At 34.3% G+C, this 19,976-nt stretch carries 22 protein-coding genes and 3 pseudogenes; 8 read left to right on the top strand and 17 right to left on the bottom strand.

Annotation, left to right across the window (positions count from 1 at the left end):
* Positions 1-270, top strand: a 270-nt coding sequence (locus IPJ23_00465; protein ID MBK7629220.1) for a prolyl oligopeptidase family serine peptidase, incomplete at its 5' end; no start/stop codon positions are given.
* A 63-nt stretch (positions 271-333) separates the two neighbouring features.
* Positions 334-645, top strand: a complete 312-nt coding sequence (locus IPJ23_00460; GenBank protein MBK7629219.1) for a prolyl oligopeptidase family serine peptidase — start codon at positions 334-336, stop codon at positions 643-645.
* 134 nt (positions 646-779) lie between these two features.
* On the opposite strand, the pseudogene IPJ23_00455 reads toward IPJ23_00460, so the two are convergent.
* From IPJ23_00455 to IPJ23_00425, 7 genes and pseudogenes are all read right to left on the bottom strand, one after another.
* A pseudogene (locus IPJ23_00455) lies at positions 780-2,230 on the bottom strand (DUF4070 domain-containing protein).
* A 110-nt stretch (positions 2,231-2,340) separates the two neighbouring features.
* On the bottom strand, positions 2,341-2,790 hold the full coding sequence (locus IPJ23_00450) for a DoxX family protein (protein MBK7629218.1): 450 nt from the start codon (positions 2,788-2,790) through the stop codon (positions 2,341-2,343).
* Positions 2,783-3,553: a putative DNA-binding domain-containing protein gene (locus tag IPJ23_00445; protein ID MBK7629217.1), complete on the bottom strand. Its 771-nt coding sequence runs from the start codon at positions 3,551-3,553 to the stop codon at positions 2,783-2,785. Before IPJ23_00445 ends, IPJ23_00450 begins: the two co-directional genes overlap by 8 nt.
* Positions 3,543-4,375: pseudogene (locus IPJ23_00440) on the bottom strand (DUF692 domain-containing protein). Before IPJ23_00440 ends, IPJ23_00445 begins: the two are co-directional and overlap by 11 nt.
* A gap of 65 nt (positions 4,376-4,440) precedes the next feature.
* On the bottom strand, positions 4,441-4,851 hold the full coding sequence (locus IPJ23_00435) for a hypothetical protein (GenBank protein MBK7629216.1): 411 nt from the start codon (positions 4,849-4,851) through the stop codon (positions 4,441-4,443).
* Positions 4,852-4,941: 90 nt separating this feature from the next.
* Entirely contained in the window at positions 4,942-5,223 is a 282-nt protein-coding gene (locus IPJ23_00430; protein ID MBK7629215.1) for a hypothetical protein, read from the bottom strand.
* Positions 5,192-5,764, bottom strand: coding sequence for a sigma-70 family RNA polymerase sigma factor (locus tag IPJ23_00425; GenBank protein MBK7629214.1), 573 nt, complete (start codon positions 5,762-5,764; stop codon positions 5,192-5,194). Before IPJ23_00425 ends, IPJ23_00430 begins: the two co-directional genes overlap by 32 nt.
* 280 nt (positions 5,765-6,044) lie before the next feature.
* Between IPJ23_00425 and IPJ23_00420 the strand changes: the two genes are divergently transcribed.
* The 6 genes and pseudogenes from IPJ23_00420 (at position 6,045) to IPJ23_00395 (ending at position 9,808) form a co-directional block, all read left to right on the top strand.
* The gene (locus tag IPJ23_00420; protein MBK7629213.1) at positions 6,045-6,557 is read left to right on the top strand and encodes a hypothetical protein; all 513 of its coding nucleotides are present in this window, start codon (positions 6,045-6,047) and stop codon (positions 6,555-6,557) included.
* Positions 6,558-6,670: 113 nt separating this feature from the next.
* Entirely contained in the window at positions 6,671-7,039 is a 369-nt protein-coding gene (locus IPJ23_00415; protein ID MBK7629212.1) for a sensor histidine kinase, read from the top strand.
* A pseudogene (locus IPJ23_00410) lies at positions 7,032-7,743 on the top strand (response regulator transcription factor). Before IPJ23_00415 ends, IPJ23_00410 begins: the two are co-directional and overlap by 8 nt.
* Before the next feature lie 90 nt (positions 7,744-7,833).
* Entirely contained in the window at positions 7,834-8,160 is a 327-nt protein-coding gene (locus IPJ23_00405) for an amino acid permease (GenBank protein ID MBK7629211.1), read from the top strand.
* Positions 8,073-9,257, top strand: coding sequence for an amino acid permease (locus IPJ23_00400; protein MBK7629210.1), 1,185 nt, complete (start codon positions 8,073-8,075; stop codon positions 9,255-9,257). The genes IPJ23_00405 and IPJ23_00400 overlap by 88 nt, the downstream gene beginning before the upstream one ends.
* Positions 9,258-9,265: 8 nt before the next feature.
* Positions 9,266-9,808: a carbonic anhydrase gene (locus IPJ23_00395; GenBank protein MBK7629209.1), complete on the top strand. Its 543-nt coding sequence runs from the start codon at positions 9,266-9,268 to the stop codon at positions 9,806-9,808.
* Positions 9,809-9,857: 49 nt separating this feature from the next.
* Here IPJ23_00395 and IPJ23_00390 read toward each other — a convergent pair whose 3' ends face one another.
* From IPJ23_00390 to IPJ23_00345, 10 genes are all read right to left on the bottom strand, one after another.
* Positions 9,858-10,355 (bottom strand): hypothetical protein, encoded by a 498-nt coding sequence (locus tag IPJ23_00390; protein MBK7629208.1) that lies wholly within the window; start codon positions 10,353-10,355, stop codon positions 9,858-9,860.
* Between the two features lie 31 nt (positions 10,356-10,386).
* The gene (locus IPJ23_00385; GenBank protein ID MBK7629207.1) at positions 10,387-10,842 is read right to left on the bottom strand and encodes a hypothetical protein; all 456 of its coding nucleotides are present in this window, start codon (positions 10,840-10,842) and stop codon (positions 10,387-10,389) included.
* Between the two features lie 11 nt (positions 10,843-10,853).
* Complete coding sequence (locus IPJ23_00380) at positions 10,854-11,003, bottom strand: hypothetical protein (GenBank protein MBK7629206.1); 150 nt, start codon at positions 11,001-11,003, stop codon at positions 10,854-10,856.
* Positions 11,004-11,021: 18 nt separating this feature from the next.
* Positions 11,022-11,264, bottom strand: a complete 243-nt coding sequence (locus IPJ23_00375; protein ID MBK7629205.1) for an OmpA family protein — start codon at positions 11,262-11,264, stop codon at positions 11,022-11,024.
* A gap of 8 nt (positions 11,265-11,272) precedes the next feature.
* A complete protein-coding gene (locus IPJ23_00370) occupies positions 11,273-11,821 on the bottom strand; it encodes a hypothetical protein (protein MBK7629204.1) in 549 nt (182 codons plus the stop codon).
* A gap of 434 nt (positions 11,822-12,255) precedes the next feature.
* Positions 12,256-12,438, bottom strand: a complete 183-nt coding sequence (locus IPJ23_00365; GenBank protein ID MBK7629203.1) for a hypothetical protein — start codon at positions 12,436-12,438, stop codon at positions 12,256-12,258.
* A 448-nt stretch (positions 12,439-12,886) separates the two neighbouring features.
* Positions 12,887-15,004 (bottom strand): T9SS type A sorting domain-containing protein, encoded by a 2,118-nt coding sequence (locus IPJ23_00360; protein MBK7629202.1) that lies wholly within the window; start codon positions 15,002-15,004, stop codon positions 12,887-12,889.
* 313 nt (positions 15,005-15,317) lie between these two features.
* Positions 15,318-16,481 (bottom strand): T9SS type A sorting domain-containing protein, encoded by a 1,164-nt coding sequence (locus tag IPJ23_00355; GenBank protein ID MBK7629201.1) that lies wholly within the window; start codon positions 16,479-16,481, stop codon positions 15,318-15,320.
* Positions 16,482-16,514: 33 nt separating this feature from the next.
* Positions 16,515-17,039, bottom strand: a complete 525-nt coding sequence (locus tag IPJ23_00350) for a T9SS type A sorting domain-containing protein (protein ID MBK7629200.1) — start codon at positions 17,037-17,039, stop codon at positions 16,515-16,517.
* Between the two features lie 1,651 nt (positions 17,040-18,690).
* Positions 18,691-19,976, bottom strand: a 1,286-nt coding sequence (locus tag IPJ23_00345; protein ID MBK7629199.1) for a T9SS type A sorting domain-containing protein, incomplete at its 5' end; no start/stop codon positions are given.

The raw sequence follows: 19,976 nt of genomic DNA, 5'->3' as shown, positions 1-19,976 counted from the left end.
GGCGGAACTGATGTTAAAAATTCTTTCTCTGCTTATTTGGATAGATATTTTATTTCTCAAAGTGGAATAATTTATTTTGTTGTTGATCATCGCGGCTCGGCATACTTTGGAAAAAGGGGAAAGGATTATTTATTTCACAATCTTGGAAAGTGGGAAACAAATGATTACTCTGAAGCTGTTAACTGGTTGAAAACAAAATCATTTGTTGATACAACAAAAATAGGAATTACCGGAAGCAGCTACGGCGGATATGTTGATGTTTGGCGCTAACTCTTGGTGCAGATTATTTTACTCACGGCCTTGCAGAATATTCTGTTACAGATTGGCAACTTTATGATAATGTTTACAGAACGATATATGGATTTACCTTCAGAAAATAAAGAAGGTTACAAGTTTGGGTCCGCAATGACACATGCAAATAAGTACAGGATTGTTACGCATTACCCAGGGACTCTAGATGATAATTGTCATATGCAGAACACACTTCAGCTTGTGGATAAGTTTGCGAGTATGGATAAACATTTTGAGTTAATGCTTTATCCAAATGAAAGACATGGTGTTGATTTCCCAAATGGCATATGCACAACAAAGTATGTACAATTCTGGTTTAAGAATTTTCTTGGAAAGGATTTTATAAATGAATGAGAATAAAGATTATTCATAAATTGTCATTCCCGTGGAAACGGAATCTACATTAATAAAATCGATTCCCACTTTCGTGGGAATGACAAATTAAATAAATATTAGACTTTACATTTTAAACAGCTCGAATCACTTTTCTAAAAATGAAATCCATAAACAGCAAGCGTCATTGCTGTGGGGAACTTACGCGGATATTTCCACAGACTAACAAATAAAAGTTTCCAAAAGTATTTTTGCCGCGCTCAATAAATCCAAGTAGCCAAAGCAATCTTACAAATGCCTTTAGTTGCTCAAAATTAATAATTGTTGGCGTCCATTCCGGTACTTTGTATTCCTTTAAAAGATTTTCAATCGTTTATAATATTCTTCTTGCGAGTAAATTTTATTCAGCAATCTGCTGTAACCACGAATTAAATTTTTAAATTCCATTTTAGGAACAAAGTTTATACTTGCGTCCATATTATTTCCGGACCACATTTCAATTAATCTTCCCTCCTCTTTCATTCTATTGTATAACTTAGTTCCTGTGGGTGCATTTAGTAATCCAACCATTGCATTTGGTATTCCACTTTTTTGAATAAAGTTAATCTGCTCATCAAACACACTTTCGGTATCGTTATCAAATCCGACAATAAATCCACCGGAAACAAGCATTCCGCTTCTTTGTAATTTATTAACAGATTCAACAAGATCACGTTTTAAGTTTTGCATCTTGCCGCACTCAACAAGGCTATCGCTGTTTGGGGTTTCTATTCCAACAAAATGCTGTTAAATCCTGCTTCAACCATAAGTCGCATTAACTCATCATCATCTGCAAGATTGATTGAAACTTCTGTTATAAAAAAGAATGGATATTTTTTTCTTTAGACCATTCAATCAAAGCGGGTAATGTATCTTCTTTAAGTTTGCGTTTGTTGCCGATAAAATTATCATCGACAACAGAAATTCCGCCGCGCCAGCCAAGTTCATACAAGCGATCTAATTCGGTTATAAATTGTTCGGTACATTTTGCCCGTGGTTTTCTTCCATTAAGCATCGATACTGCAAAATTCGCAATCGTAAGGGCAGCCGCGCGAATACTGCAAACTCATCGAAGCATATTTTTTCATATCCAGCAATTCCACATAGGAATTGGGGTTAATGCAACATCTGGAAATTCATCAGTTTGATAAACTTGTTTTGGATTTCCATTTTTTAGATCTTCTAAGAATAGCGGCAAAGTAATTTCAGCTTCATTCAAAATAAAATGATCAACACCGAGCAAGTCTTTATGCTGTGTTGTGCAGAGCGGACCGCCGGCAACAACTTTTACTCCAAGTTTGTTGCATCTTCTAACAATATCTCTAAAAGATTTTAAATGTACATTCATTGCGCTGATAAAAGCATAATCAGCAGCTAGAATATCTTTATCGTTCAGTATGGACACATTAAGATCGATAAGTTTTTTGCTCCAATTTTTTGGAAGCATTGCAGCTACAGTAATTAAACCAAGAGGAGGTTCTGCGGATTTTTTGGAAACGAATTTTAGTGCTTCTTTAAAACTCCAGAACGTTGATGGAGTTTCAGGATAAATCAATAATACTTTCAACGTAGTTTCCTTTATAAAGTTACATACTAAAACTGCAAAGAATTTTAATACACTTTTGTAAAACAAATGTAAAATGGAAACTACGTTTTAAATGGCTTGTTAGTGGTCAACTAAGTTGGTGTGTTTTTATCCATCTTTTTACGAAGTAAATAGTCTACACTAAATTTTCCTGCGCCATAAATTAAAATTACAAGTAATAGTAAAATGTAGTAAACCGGAATTTCAAAACCATTGCTGCCGGATTCGAATCCATTGCTTAAATGGACAGTTACAATTGCAACAATCATAACAAAGATTAATGGAATTGAAATTATTCTGTTTGCTAAACCTAACGTTAATAAAATTACTCCCGCCATTTCTGTAGTTGCTGATAAATAAGCATTTAATCCAGGAAGTGGAATTCCAATGCTTCCAAACCATTCTGCAATTGAACTAATATTTTTCCATTTCATTATTGCGGGATTAAAAAATCCATAAGCAAGAATTAATCTTATTGCTAATAAATGAAAATCTTTTAGTTTAGATAAATGTTTTAGTGCTGCATTATATTTTTCAATCATTTTTAATCTCGCTGTTTTTAAATCCTAGTATAAATCCTTTTGTGTGCATTGTACTTATAAAGCTTAAAAGATTTTGTTTTATAATTTCTTTTTCAACTTGAACATTTAATTTTATTGCTTCTTCAATCACATCAGAAATGTTTTTTAGATTGTTTGATGATTCATGAATAAACCAAACAAACACCTGCGCAACATCGTAAAACTGTACTTTGTCATCTGCTCGAAATATCAAAACAAAATAATTCCCTGCATCATTTGCGGATATTTCTTTTGCAGATTTTAAATGCACAGGATACGATAATTCTATTATCTCATGTTCATTATTAATAATTAAGTTGCTGCTCTCATTTATTTCTGATGAAGTGTTTTTAACATTGTCATTCAAATCTTCCATCATGTAGATTTCAATTTCTTTCCATTCAAAAAGTAATAAATCTATTAAGTGAGGATACTTTATTTTTACATTAAATTCATTTTCATTAATAAATTCGTAAAACTCAAAAGGCATTTGCCAGATTTTGGGTGATTGGCAATTATGTTTTTCAATAAAATTATCAACCAGATATTGCCACTCATCCTCTTCTAAAAGATTTTCTGTTAATGGATAGGTTGATCGCAAACTATCATCAATAACACCATAAATTAATCTTCTGTAATGATCAATTCGGTTTTCTGTTAAGCCATCAATTTGTTTCAGTTCTGTAGTTTTGCAGAAATTTGCAAAATTATTTTGCTGAGTTTGGGTGTAATTGCTAAGCTGCATATTCAATGCTCCAGGCTTGTTTACAAATTCTTTCTAACTCATTCATTTCAAATGCCAGCTCATCAAATTCAGGAATGTTAAAATCTCTTTCTAATAAAACAGGAACTGGTTTTTCAAGTTTATTAACCGTGTATTCAAATAAGCTATAAACTGGATCAATAATTGGCTGACCGTGAGTATCAATTATCAAGTCTTCAGCAACTTTTCATGTCCCGCCATATGGATGTAAGAAACTTTATCAAGTGGAAGATTATCTATAAAATTAACGGCATCATATTTATGATTGAATGCATTAACATAAATGTTATTAACATCAAGCAAGAGATTACAATCAGATTCTGCAAGTATTGAGTTTATAAATTCAAGTTCGCTCATCTCTGCAGCAACAGGAGTATAATAAGAAACAATTTCCATTGTGATTTTTCTTTCCAGAAAATCCTGGACTTGTTTTATTCTTTCAACAATATGTTTAACCGAGTCGTGCCTAAATGGGATAGGAAGAAGATCATATAAATGTGCATTATTGCATTTTGAATAACTTAAATGTTCTGAGTAAACATTAATATTATAATCTTGCAAAAATTGTTTTATTTCTTTTAGAAAATTCCAATCTAATTCTTCCGGACTTCCGATTGAAAGTGAAAGACCGTGCGCTGTGATTGGATATTTATTAGTTAATTTCTTTAAAATCTTTTTCCAATAACCGCCAATGTTCATCCAGTTTTCAGGCGCAAACTCAATAAACGATGGCTGCAGAACTTCAGAGGCAAGAAATTCTTCGCCAAAATCTTTTCGGTATCCAATACCCACGAACTGTTTCATCTAATATTCCTTTTTATTAATAGCTGTCCTTTGCAAAAAAGGACAGCTTAATCATTAGCAGCTAGTTATTTTTTATCTGTGGTTTTCTTTTCAGTTGATTTGCTATCTCCGCACTTGCCTTCTCCACATTTTGCATCTTTTGTTTTACTATCCATTTTTTTCATGTCTTTCATATGCATTTTTGTGGTATCACTTTTATCTCCACATTTTCCATCACCGCCGCATTTACCTTCTCCGCATTTTGCATCTTTTGTCTTACTATCACTCTTGGAATTGTCTTTTGTTTTTTCACCACAAGACAAATCCAAATTGTACTTTTGAGATATAAGATTATCCAGCAATGCTGTTCTTAGTTGTGAGCCTGAGCCAAGATCTGTAAAACTGAATGGATTTGCCGAAGCTGTGCTTGTGCTTAGCAGTGAACCTGCAACGATTGTTCCAGTGAAGAGAATGCTTTTTAAGCTTTTGTTTGTCATAGTAAACCTTTCGATTTGTTAAAGTTAATTTGTTAGTTCAGTGGTAAAGACGAAGGGAGTTTGGATTCCTTACAGGGAGAAAAAATAATTTTAAATTATATTTAATCCTTTTTCGATTTCTGATTGCAGCTTGTTTTTATCAGATTTTGATAGTTTTTTGCTTGTTTTCCAATTTTTAAGAAGCTTATCTATGATTTTGTTTTGTTTTTCAAACAAACGGCAATATTGGCAAATCAATAAATGCATAAATAAACGCAACCTATCCTTTAAAGGAACACTAATGTCTGCTTTCTTAACAGAAATCATTGTTGCTTCTTTGCAAGTTATCATAAATTTTTTGTTACTGTTCTTTTCCATAAAATAATTTTTCAATGCACTTTCTTATCTTTAACTTAATTCTGTGGATAAGCACCCAATAGTTAGACGAAGTTATTTCCATTTCCTTACAAATCTCATCTGACTCCATTTCATCTAAAAATTTCATTGCAAATAAGTTCAATTGAATTTCGTTCAATTTCCTTTTACACTTTTCTAATATTTCATAAAATTCAAAGGAATAATTACTGTTTTCAACTGTACTGTTGAATTGTGAGGGTAAAGCTTCTTTTTTCCAATGACCTGCATCGTTAAAAAATTCATCAAGCTCTGATTCTTCTTCAATTCTTGTAAGAGGAGTTTTAGATTTTTTTCTGTAATGATCTATAATTTTATTTTTTAAAATCAAGTAAAGCCAGTTCTTTTCAGAAATTTCGCCTTTAAATGATTCTAAATTTTTTAATGCAGAAAGGAATGTATCCTGAATTAGATCACGAGCAGTTTCTTCATCGTTACAACGAATATAAGCATAACCGAACAGCTCATCGCTGAATTTTCCTACCCAGTCGTGAGGATTTAATTTGTGAGAAATATCCAAAATTCTTTTTATGTTTATTTTTAGATAGTTTAAATCTATATCAAGATATTAAGAATCAAAAGATATAAATAAAATACTAACTCAAACGAAAGAATATATTAATTATTTCAACTATAAAAATTAGTATATATATCTTATTAGATTTGATGTTGGCAGTATTATAAATGATATTTGAACAGTTCATTTTAAATGGTCAAGCTGAACTTGTTTCAGCTTTCCACAACCAGTTTATAACAGAGCTTCCGAAACGAGTTCGGAATAACTTAATTATCTAAAACTTATGTTACGCAGAAGACACTCATTTGCTTATAATCTTGTAATCTTTATTCTGGCACAGCTAGTTTGGCTTGCTGTGTTATTGCTTTGGATTTACTGGTATGTAAAGAACAACTTAATATTTGAGCAAGTTGGCGAGAATATTTCTCCGCAAATTGTGTATGATGCCCCAAGTGTTTTTCCATTTGTTGGCGGAATTGTTCTTCTTACCGGATTATCTGTTAGCCTCGTGTTAATTTTTCGTCATCTAAATATTCAAATAAAATTAAATGCTCTTTATGATAATTTTATAGCAAATGTTACACATGAACTTAAATCTCCGTTATCATCAATTCAACTTTACCTAGAAACACTAAACTCACGCGAGGTTCCCGAAGAAAAAAGAAAAGAGTTTTATGGTTTGATGATGCGAGATGCTGAAAGATTGAAAAATCTTGTTAACTCCATTTTGGAAATTGCATCAATGGACAAGAAAAAAATTATAGGGATTTTGAGGTTTATAAAGCTGATGAAATAATTAAAAAAATTATTTTAGAATCAGCAGCACAATTTCAGTTAGAAGAAAGTTCAATAAAATTTAGTGGTGATGCAGGTTGCGACATTTTATTAGATAGAAATTCGATAAAAACAGTGTTTGATAATCTTGTTGATAATTCTATAAAATATAGTACTAATCCATTAGAGATCAATATAAAATTTAAACGCAACACTAAATGGGCAGAAATAGAATTTTCAGACAACGGAATCGGAATTCCGGGTGAGGAAATAAAAAAAATCTTTCAGAAGTTTCATCGAATTTATGATAAGGACATACCTAATGTAAAAGGCACCGGTCTTGGTCTTTTCGTTGTTAGAGAAATAATAAAAAATCACAAAGGAAAAATTTTTGCGTTCAGCGAAGGAAAAGGTAAAGGTTCAAAGTTTAAAATAGATTTGCCAATCTATATCGATAAGAAAAAATCGGCGAAAGAAAATAAAAAGGATTTTAAGAATGAGTGAAGAACAATTGGAAAAATTAAAGATTCTTTTAGTTGAGGATGAAGAAAATCTTGCGCTTGGATTGGAGTATAATCTTACTGCCGAAGGATACTCCGTTACTTTAGCAAGGGACGGTAGAGAAGCAATAAAATTCTTTGATGAAAATGAGTTTGATTTGATAGTGTTGGATATAATGCTTCCTTACTTCAATGGATTTGAAATTGCAAAGCATATTCGAGTCAAACATCCGCAAATGCCAATACTTATGCTAACTGCCCGTACTCAGATTGAAGACCGTGTAAAGGGACTAGAACTTGGAGCCGATGATTATCTTACGAAACCGTTCCATCTTAAAGAATTGCTGCTTAGAATAAAAGGTATGCTAAAACGAAAGAAATGGTACCAAAAAGTTGTTATAGACAACCCACTCTACAAATTTGCTAACATCGAAATCAATTTTGAAAATTTAAAATGCCTGAAGAATAAAAAAAGAATTCCAACTTACATCTTACGAAGCCATGATTATAAAATACTTAATTGAAAATAAAAACAAAGTTGTAACGCGCAAAGAATTACTTGAGAATGTTTGGAATATGAACCCGGAAATTGAAACGAGAACGGTTGATAATTTTATTGCACGACTAAGGAAACATTTTGAGGATGATCCGTCAAATCCAAAATACATTATAAGTGTTAGAAGCGCCGGATATATGTTTCAAGCTTAACTTCTAATAAAATATTTTTTTCCTCCCTATTGTTATTAAACACTGAATAAATAATATTTACAAAAAAAATTCAGGAGAATAACACAGGAATTGAACAAACAAACTCCCCAGCTTAAACGCATACTTGGTTTATCTGATCTCTCCTTCTTTTTAATCGCAGCTTTAGTGAATTTAAATAGTGTTCCGGTTGTTGCAAATGCTGGTCCGGTTGCATTAGTGTTATGGGTTGCAGGATTTTTTCTTTTCTTTATTCCCCAAGCAATTGCTGTTCTAGAATTTTCAAAAAGAGCACCGCAAGAAGGTGGAATTTATGTATGGAATAAAAAAGCATGGGGGATTTTCACGGTTTTGTTTCCGGATGGGCTTATTGGGTTAATAATATTTTTTATGTGCCAACTCTCCTTTTTTATATCATAGGATTTATTCTTTACATTGGAGGAAGTAAAACTGCCTCTTTTGCAACAAACCCATTCTTTATGATGAGTGTTTCTCTGGCCTTATTGTGGGTTATAACATATCTAAACATTCGTGGATTTGGCGTTGGAAAATGGATTCAAAACCTTGGTGCTTCCGGCACTTTTATCACGGCAATTACAATACTGGTTATTGGAATTATTACTGCTTTTACTCGCGGGGCATCAAATGATATTTCAATCTCTGCAATCATTCCCTCGTTAGGTAATTGGCAATTTCTTGCTTTACTCAGTATTGTATGTTTAAACTATGTTGGATTGGAACTTGGGTCTGTTATTTCTGATGAAATTAAGAAACCAGAAAAAAACATTCAACGAGCTGTGATGATTGCTGGAGCATCTACAGTGTTATTGTTTCTTGTTGTTACATCTTCACTACTTATTGCAATACCTTATAAAGAGATTGGAATTATAGAGGGGATTTTGCAAGGCATTGAGCATGCCGCAAGCGCAATTGGTTTTGGCTGGATTGTTTTTCCAATGGCAATACTTATGATAATGAATGCCGCAGGGAATACTTCTGCCTGGCTTTCGGGTGCTGCAAGAATACCATATGTGATCGGAATAGATAAATATCTTCCTTCATCACTGGGTACTGTGCATCCCAAGTATAATACACCTCATGTTGCTTTAATAGTGCAAGGAGTTGCATCAAGCTTTGTAATTGTTATTGCAGCAATTGGTTCCTCTGTTGGTGACATGTATTTGTTTCTACTTCAAACAACTGTTGTACTACAACTTATCCCATATGTTTATATGTTTGCGGCATTAATAAAAGTCCGTGCAACTTATGGTAATGAAAATGCATACTTTAAAAACAAAGTTGTAACTTTGGCTGCGGGATTTATCGGTGGTGGAATGACAATCTTTGGAATTGCATTTGCATTTGTCCCCACGGAAAATGTTTCATCAATTTTTGTATATGAAATAAAATTAGTTTTAAGTTGTGTCGGCTTTATTGTCCCTGCAATAATTTTTTACTACTTAAATAATAGAAAAGTAAAACTAAAAGAGGCTGCTGAATTAGTTATTAGAAAGTAAAAGTAAATATGAACAGATTAATTCCTATCACTTCAATAAACGATATCTTGCCTGAGTATAAAGACACACCAATTGGTTTGCTGCTTGAATACCACAACCTACAGCGTGAGTTTGAAAATTATTCAGATGCACAATTGCTTGTTGGAATGTGTATGGATAATCGTAAGCATCTTCATATGCCTGATAACTTTGCTTTTATAATACGTACTGGCGGGGCAAATTTGCGTTATAGTGAATTTAAAGTTTCATTTGCTATCTCGGTGGGCGGTGTAAAACACATTGTACTTATTGCACACAGTAATTGCGGGATGGTAAATCTTGCTTCAAATAAAGATCTTTTTATAGAAAAGCTTTCAGAAAATGGCGGATGGACTAAAGAGCAAGCCGAAGAACATTTTAATAATTATGCACCGATGTTTGAAATCAATAATGAAATTGATTTTATTTTAAGTGAAACTTTAAGATTAAGACAGCGTTATCCAAAAGCGCAGATTGCCCCAATGTATTATAAATTGGAAGACAATCTGCTTTATATGATTAAAGAAACTTAAGGCACAACATCTAAATTTAATTCCCAATCCGCTGAGCCAGAACCTGTACTTACAGAAACATAGGACCTGTCATTACGGCTTCGTCTAAAGAAAAGACTAAACCACCATTCCAAACTGAGTTGATGTTTTCACTAAACGCTTGAGTCCAGTTAACGCCATCTCCATACCAAACAGTCATTGTTTCATTGATTGTAGTATTTTCTTTAACATCAAACTTATCACTCATATTATCGAAAAAATAACTGCCATTTGGATTAAGTGTTAGTGTTCCATTTCTTCTAATCCTTGTTTGTCCATTATTCTCATCTGCATCATATGAAACAGAGCCAGTTCCAAAAGTCATGTCGCCGTACTTATTAATTTGGACATTGACAGAAACTGTTTTATCAATTGAGGGAAAATCATTTGTAAAATGCAGTCTTAAAGTTCCCGTGTATTCATAATCTAAATATTCTTTTGGTCCTGTTTCGGTTTCATCTTTTGAACATCCAGTAAAAAGCACAATAACAAATACGATTATTCTAATAAAATATTTTAATGGAGACATTATTAATACTCCTTATTTTTATTTACGAAACTTAAAATCCAGGCATCTCAGAAAATTTTATGTTCTTTGGTATCTCAAAATATTTTTCATCAACCGGAATATTTGTTTTTATGGAAGTGACTTCTTGCTTTGTTTTTACACCGCTGTAATTCATATCCATTAACATTAGAATTCCGTTCCAAGTTAGAACTTTACCCATATCACCTTTAAAGACAATACAGTCTTTGTCTAAAAATTTTTCTGTTCCAGCTCGTTTCATTCCTATTTGTGAATACAAATCTTCTGCTACTCTATCGTAATCTTGTTTCTCCATTTTCAGTAAAGATTCGATCATTGGATTTTTCATCTTTAATCCTTTACCAGGTTGTGCAGGATCGAACATATATTGATACTCCTTAAATGAAATTACCCAGCCTTTGTTTGGTTTGTCATTCGTTTTAGTGTCCATTTTCATCGCACTTTTGTAACCATATTCATCAAAGTACATGGTGCCCACTCCTACTTGTGACCCGGAATACTTGTATTCAATAATTCCGCTTTTATACCATAAGGTTTTAATGATACTTCTTGTGGAATTATTTTATTCGCGTTTGCAAGTACCATAAAACTTGTTAAAAATATTATAAATGCTTGATGTTTATTTTTCATAATAGTTTTCCTAAAAAGTTATAGTTTTATCAGTTCAACTCTTCTGTTTTTTGCTTTTCCTTCCTCGGTATTGTTATCTGCAATTGGTTTCTCCTCGCCAAACCCTGTAGAGCTTAATCTGGATTTGCCAATTCCTCCTTTAACAATTGCATCAACAACAGCTTTCGCTCTTTGTTCAGAAAGCTTTAAATTTGATTCGTTTGTACCATCACTGTCTGTGTGTCCATCAACGCTAATTTTTATATCACTCGCTTGCTTCATCATTTCTATTATCTGATCAACAATAGGAAGAGATTCTTTTTAATTGTTGATTTACCAGAATCAAAATTGATGTAAAGTATTGCTTTTCCTGTTTCGTTTAGCTCTTGCAGAATAGCATTCGCAGTAATTTCCTGTTCAACTTCACCTTTTTCAATAATTGTAAGATCATAATCATAATCGCCTGCAAAAACTTCCGCCCAGGTTTCTTTGTTGCCTTGTTTGATATTCAAATAAACTCTGTTGCTGGAAGATTCAAGCGCTTTACCTCCAATTTTTTTAATTGCATTCGTAAAGTTCCTTATGATTTTTAATGCTCCGACTTCCTTTTCGCTTTCATATTTAATGAAAGTCTTTTCCCCCTCAACAGTTTTCTCATTGTCGTTTTCATCATAAAAAAGATGTGAACCAAAATCTTCAACAGAATAATCTGTAATTATAAATCCAGAAAGTCTGTTAAACATCGGGTGATCTTTACTTCCTACAACATCTTGTGCGGGGCAGTAAGAAGTAAAGAGCAAAATTATTATCACAACAAATACAAACCATATTGTTTTCATAATGACTCCAAAATATTATTTGATTGGTAAACTTCTCCTATCTATAATTTTAGATTTAATTGTTTTCACTTTCCAAGTTAGGTTTCATCCGATTTAAATATTTTTTACTGGTCTAATCGCAACAATCAACCAAACAATAGCAGAGTACTCCAAAATTTTGCAAGTAGTAAAGTGTCTACAAAAGCTTCTATTTTTATCAAGTGAACATCTATCCAATCTGCCAAATAGCTGTTAAGTTTTTCAATTAACTTCATTTATCAATCCTTTCAAGACAAATAATTAAAAAATCATTTTAGCAAAATCATTTTCTTTGTTTGGATAAAATCTCCCGCTTTTAGTTGATAGAAATACACTCTGCTTAGTAGGTTAACAACATTAAATTCAATAATATAAATTCCCTCTAATCGAATCTAAAACTCTTCAATTATTCCATTCTATTCAGCTTTAATAAAAGTTGAATTTACTGATTCATTTAACCTTCGATTTTTCTGCTCGGAATGAACAAGCCATACAAGGCCAATTCCGGCCACAATTCCGTATCCGAAATCAGCCATTCCTCCATTGAGCAAAAAAAGACCCTCCAGCATCCAACCTGCCACGTTAAATAAGATCCACAAGCCTGCACGCCTTATGTGGCGACGTATTATTAACCATTGTGGTACACCCAGAAACAAACCGAATGAAATAATACACAACCAAGCTCCCGTCAAGTGTAGGTTCCAATTGTAAATGAAAAAGCCTTGGATGGTTTGCCCAAATGGATAACCTACCGCAAAGCCAACTGCACCTGTGAAAATAAGCCATAAAGGGGGCACACCAACATTGCGAACTATTGGCCATTGCAAGCATGCTATAACGCCACCCCATACGAACCCCTTACCTAAACGAGCCCATATTCTTGGTTCGCCCCCCAATAGACTGGCTGTGTCCGAGCCGAGATTATAGCCCAGAAACATTCCCACTGTGGAAAGCAGAAATCCAACAAGCCAAGGTATAATCGTAATCCAAGTATTAAATTTTGTTTTAATTGTAGATAATATCCTTCTTCCAATTAAAAATTTATTATCACTTTAATAAAATCATTTTTTTTGTTTGAATAAATTCTCCAGCATTAATTTGATAGAAATAAACTCCGCTAGGTAGATCAGTGGCATTCCAGTTTAGCTCATAAGTACCAACCGATTTTTCTTCATTAACTAATGTTTCCACTTCCTTTCCAAGTACATTAAATATTTTAATTACAACTTTATTTGATTGTGGAATTGAGTATTGAATTTTTGTACTTGGGTTAAAAGGATTGGGAAAATTATTACTCAAGGAATAAGTGGTTGGTAATTCATAAATCTTTTCTTCTTCAAGAAACGTTACACCGCCGTTTGTCGTATGAAGTATTGTACCGTTATTACCAACAATCCATCCGTCATTATCATTTATAAAATCAATCCCATTCAGAGTTTCATATACACCACTTTTTTGCATTTGCCAGGTATAGCCCCAATCATCAGAATGGGCTATTGATCCATAAAATCCAACGGTCCAGGCTTTTCCGGTTTCAGAAAGAAAAACTTCCTGCCAAACTTTACTACCATTGGGTCTTTCTTCCCAGTTTGCACCACCATCGCTCGTATATAAAGTTTTTCCATTATTTCCGACCGCAATTCCCCTCTGATCTGTGACAAAACAAACATCACGCATATAGGGTTCTATTATAGGATTAGTCTGCTCTATAAATGTGCCCCCGCCATCTGTGGTGTGCATTATTGTAATAGTATTAACAGTGCTTGGTGCCCCAACAAGCCATCCGTTATTTTTATCTACAAAACTACATCCAAGGAAGTTACCATTAGTACAAGCATATCCTCCACTCCAAGTTTCACCCCCATTTGTACTTTTCCAGAAACCAGCCAATCCGCCGCAAGCAAAACCAAACACTGGTTCACCGGGCAGGCCTTTAACAAACTCTACATCAAAAATTACTTCATTAGGTTGAGGCAAATAGAGTTGCTGTTCCCAACTCAAACCCCCGTTTGTTGTACGATAAATATAATGAGAAGAAGCAACCCAACCAGTATCTAGATTTATAAACTGAACTTTACCTAAACCTACAGTTATACTAGTTGGTAATAATGGCCAGGTTAACCCTCCGTCTGTTGTGCGATAAATTTTTCCATTTACTCCTGTAGCATATCCAATATTGTCAGTTACAAAGTCCAGACTTAATAGATTATCCGTGAATCCTGTCGATTCAAATTCCCAGGCCTGACCGCCATTAGTTGATCTTAGTATTATGCCAGTTTCACCCACAATTCTATTACCAGAAACTCCATATAAAATATTTTCTGTGCCCGAGTTTTGAAGATTCCAATTCTGTCCAAAGTCACTTGTATAAATTATCACGCCATCATCGCCAACGGCATATCCATTACCTTGATTATCATAATCTGCATCCATCAGATCACTTGTAGTTTTACTATCAGCTAAATACCAATTAAGCCCTGCATTTGTTGTATACAAGACTGTTCCATTTTCACCAACTGCTACACCATTATCAATATCTTTAAAGTAAATTGATCTTAATCGATTATTTAGCGCTGGATTGATTTGACCTGGCCAATATGTCCCGCCGGTTGTAGTTTTAAGAATTATTCCTTTAGAGCTTGAAAGGTCGTAACCACAGGCGTATCCAACAGATTCGCTAATCATAAAAACAGAGTACAGATGAGTGTTTCCACCAGAAGATTGAACTCCCCAATTTTGTCCACCATCAGAAGTATTGAGTATTGTACGTTCTAAACCTACTGCCCAACCTTTTTGGTCGTCCAGGAAAAAAACGGAACGCAATTGTTTATCCACTCCGCTTGTTTGTGACTCCCAGGATGTTCCGCTTCCATCACTGCAATGCAAAATGGCCCCATCAACACCACTTGCCCAAATATTATTTCCATATATACAAACTGAAAATAAAACATCTTCAAATCCTCCATCCCTTATCTCCCAACCGCTGCCGTTGTTAGTCATTATTGTACCACCATAACCTACTGCAACACTAAGATTTGCCGTTACTTCAATATCGCTCAAGTGATTTCCCTGTGGAAGCGGATTTACCCAAGACCAACCGGATTGTGCGGTAATATTAAGTTGAAACAAAAGTGATATAACAAATGATACAAATAACTTTTTCATAACCCTCTCCTTAATTATTGATAGTTATTATTATATTTGGGAAGACAATATGTTTCTGCACAGCATATTAATACATCACTGCGCCTTAATGGGGAGAGAAGATAAACGTAGACGATATAAGAATACTACAACAGTTTGCCCAAAAAGATCCAGAGGTCAACAGTTGGAATAATTTCTTATTTAATAAAACCTTTTAAATAGTTAATGTCAAGAAAATAAAGCTTTACGTTTATTTACTGTTTATGTTTGGCAAACAATAAACAATTACAGCCAAACTGACTAATCTTACTTCAGAAAAACAATATGTAAAGTTTTATTTAATTAATATCATTTTCTTTGTTTGAATAAAATCTCCTACTTTAATTTGATAGAAATAAACTCCACTGCTAAAACTTGCTGCTTCAAAAACAATTTCGTGGTTACCCGCATCTAATTCTTCATTAATAAGTGTGGCAATTTCTCTGCCCAACATATCATAGATTTTTAGTGTTACTAATCCTGTTTGAGGCAATTGCCATTTAATTTTTGTATTTGGATTAAATGGGTTGGGGTAATTTTGAGCTAAGTTAAATAAAAATAATTGAGGTTCGGGATTTTCTATATCTGTTATTGCTGGATTGAAATCTGTGTCAATCCTGGATAGGCTGATGTGTGAACTTGATATGGTTGTTTCATTAGACCCATCAACACCAACACATTTTACCAGATCAGCCAAATAATCCACCCAATAGACCTTGTTGTTTGTTGCATCAATTGATAATCCATCTATCTTAGCGGAGCTGACAATTGTTTCTATCCCGCTTCCATCTGTATTGGCTTTTTCTAATCCGTCCATATCACCCCAGAAAAGTTTTCCATTATAATATTCAATATCGTGTGGATTGCAAACGGGATTTAGAATTATTGTTAACCCACTTCCATCCGTATTTATTCTTTTAATGTAACTGGAATAACAGTTTCCGCCTCTTTCTGTAAACCAAACTCGACTGGTAACAACATCTAATGTAATTCCCCATAAATCTCTTGATGATACTGTAGCAGAATAGATTTGTTGAATAGAAGAATTTAAGCTATCCATATTCGCTCTAAAAATTCTGTCATCATTATAGGTGTCCTGCACCCAATAAATTTTTCGATTTAACAAGTCAAGTGCTATCGCATTAAGCCCAATCAGATTGGTCAGAACATCTTCCTGATTGCTTCCATCGATATCACAACGAATTATTTTGCTATCACCTATCACATCAATTAGCCCTACGTATAACTTTTGAGGGACACTTTTCCAATCAACAGCAATTGCATGTGGTCTAATGGGCAGTGGTATTGTAATCTCATTAGATCCATCCAGATTAGCCTGGTAAATGTTCATTTGTGTTAAGCTATACTGGCTGTAGTATATCTTTGATGTGGACTGAGAAAAAAGATTACTTATTGTAATAAGTAAAACAATAATTGGTAAGTAAATTTTAATTCTCATTAAGCTCTCCTGTTAGTAAATTTTAGATATAAATTATTTTAATAATATCATCTTTCTTGTATGAGCAAAACTTCCAGCTTTTAGTTGATAGAAATAAATCCCAGTTGACAATTCAACGGCAGAGAACTCAACTTCATAACTTCCCGCAGGTTTATACTCATTAACTAAAGTAACAACTTCATTACCCAAAACATCATAAACTTTTAAAGTTTGCCAACTGCCTATTGGCGACTGCCAACTGATTTTTGTACTTGGGTTAAAAGGGTTTGGGTAATTCTGAGATAAAGAAAAAGAAACTGGTTCAAATTTAATTTCTTCTACATCTGTAACTGTAGATGTTGTAGTTTTGAACATAGATTTACCACCTGTACCTGCATACACGTAATCTTCAGAATCAACGCCAACAGATCTAATATCCATTGTGGGCAAACCTGAATTTATTTGTTCCCAGGTATTGCCACTGTCTGTCGAGCGCCACACACCACTGCCAAAGTTAGTTGTTCCACAGAAAATATGTCCAATCGAGTTTTCAGCAAAGGCAGTATATCCAGAGTTCATACTTAAATTAGTCCACGTAACTCCATTATCAGTTGAACGACTACCTCCGGCATAGATGTAATCATTACTAGCTATGAAAAGACTTGCTAACCAGTTGTAACCGTAGTTTGAAGTGAGGTCAACCCAAACAGTATCTCCTGCAGGTAGTTTCCAGAACCCTCCACCCCAGCTTGCCATAAATAAATCACCTGCCGAATTGAATGCTACTTTTCCCCAACCAATATTTTGTCCGTAGCTAATATCCTGCCAGGTAATGCCATCATCAGTCGATTTTTTACATATATAAGAATAACCCGTAGCTGTGGCAATAATTTCACCGCTAAGACCAACAGCCAAACCATTGATAGCTATTCCGCTTGGAAAATTATCTACTCTTACCCAGTTCTCACCATTATCAGTCGAGCGAAATACAGTTCCGTTCTGGCTATCATTTGTTCCCGCAAAAAGATATCCATTGCTATTTTTCGCAATCAAGGCCAGCACATCGTAATTACCCAATCCATTGTTAATAGGCTTCCAGGTAATACCTAAATCTGTTGAGCGGCTAATACCCCATACACTAACAAAAATATCATCGTTAGAATTTATAGCAAATTTTTTTACACCAGCAACATATAATCCAACCTGTGTCCAGCTTTCACCCTCATCTGTAGATCGATAAATTCCACCACCGTCTAATCCTGCATAAACATCACCGTTTAATGCAATGTGCATAGACCGAACATAGTAGTGCCCAAGTCCAGAATTATTTTGATTCCAGGTGTCACCGTTATCGGTAGACTTCCAGATTCCGTAGCCCCAGCTGCCGACAATTATATCTCCATTATTATTTATCACTATATTTTTACTGAAATTAACCCTGAATCCTGGCTTTACAAAAGACCAGCTATCTCCATTATTTGTTGATCTATAAATCCCAGAGGTTGAGTGGTATTCACCCCAACTTCCAGCAAATATATGCCCGCTATCATTTATGGCAATTGATCGAGCCTCGTCTGATAACCCATTACTTAATGCGGTCCAATTATACCCATTGTCTGTAGAACGATATATAGGTCTCGAGGCAAGAAAAATATGGCCGCTATCATTTAGTGCAATATCATTTACACCGCCAAGGGGAATGAATCCTGGGACCCAGGTTTCTCCACCGTCGGTGGATCTATGATATTGTTGATAACCAGTATGGGCAGCAAATATTTGTCCGCTATCTATTTCTGCCAAACATTTCGTACCGAGATTTGCAACTGAAGCCCATGTGCTTCCGCTGTTTGTTGATTTATAAATTATTGAACCAATATGACTATCAGTACCGATAAATATATGCCCGCTGTCATTAATAAGAATACATTCAATCCGTCTGTCGGTTAAATATATTCCATCGCTTGATTGATGCCAAAGCATCCCTCCGTCAGTGGAGCGGTATACTCCATACTGATTTTGATCGGAGCCAGCAAAAATATTACCGTCAGCAGTTGAGGCAAAAGATAACGCTGTCCCGCCGTGGGGACCACTTAACTGCTGCCAGGAAATTGCTTGTGAAAAAAGAAAGGAAGTGAAAAAGAAAACCACAAGAAAAGTCTGTATAGAAGTTTTCATAAAAGTCTCCTTAATAAATAGAATATTATTTTATAGTTAGAACATTCTTTATCTGTTAACGAAGCAATACCATTTTTTTTGTTTGAACAAAGTCTCCTGCTTGTAATTGATAGAAATAAACTCCGCTGCTTAAGCGTGATGCATTAAAAACGGTTTCGTGGTTGCCTGCAGTTAATTCTTCATTAATCAGCGTCGTTAATTCTCTGCCTAAGACATCATAAATTTTTAGAGTTACAATATTTGTTTCTGGTTGTTGCCATTTTATTGTTGTGCTGGGGTTAAATGGGTTTGGATGGTTTTGTGATAAATAAAATACCTCGGGATACATATCTTTTTCTTCTTCAACGCCAACAAGTGTGCTTTCAGAAATCAACAAACCCCAATTTTGCAGAATACCATCATCACCGGATTTATGATCTACAATGTTTAATATCCACTCTCCAGATACTGAACTGCTAGTAAAACTGGATAATGAATTGTGTGGTATAAATACTCCCGAAAAAGGAGCTTTAGCACCGTCGAATGGAATTCCTAAATTATCATTTAAGTAAGTGTTGCTAAAATTAATACCGCCGTTTCCATTAACTCTATAAATAAGTGTGTCAGTAATTGCGTTATGTGTTAATGTAAATTCAAGATCACTCACATTATCGTGTATTACACTTCCAATTTTTATAGTTATATCATAGATCGTTTGGTTTGCTGTTTTTTTAATTAAAGGAACAACAAGCGTATCATAAGTTGGCGTTCCATCACTTATGGATTTATTTAAATTTTGTCTTTGATAGTAATTATTTGTTGTTCCAAGCTCTCCCCTATAATCAATGTTTTGTGCGTAGATATCTTCATTGCTGCCATTTCGTAAATCCCACCAGGAAATTATTGCCCCGGCAAGTCCATCTGTTGATAGTACCGGATAACTTTGTACATCAGCTGCACCGCATATTTTTTTACCATTAGATAACCATTTAGGATTTCCATTATCATCTATCCATTGCGCATAAATATCTGCATCGGGTATATTTCTTAAATCCTGCCAGGTTACAATGATTCCTCCGCCTATATTATTTATGATGGAAATTTCTTGCTGATAGCTGGGAGCAAGACAAATATCTACACCGGCACTTCCCCATAAAAGATTTCCATCCAAATCAATTTTCTGAGAACCTATATTAGTATCCGTCGACTGGGCTTCCGTTATCCAAACGAGGTATACACTAGCAGCATTATCAAAACATAAAATTGGTTCTTTACAAGTTTTAGATGGTGGTGAGAGAAGTTTTCCATCGGTAGCCCATTGTACTTCTCCTGCAGAATTTATTCTTTGTCCAAAAATAACAC

The sequence above is a fragment of the Ignavibacteriales bacterium genome, from assembly GCA_016709765.1.
GTDB lineage: Bacteria > Bacteroidota > Ignavibacteria > Ignavibacteriales > Ignavibacteriaceae > IGN3.
This window is presented reverse-complemented; position numbering and strand designations above follow the sequence as displayed.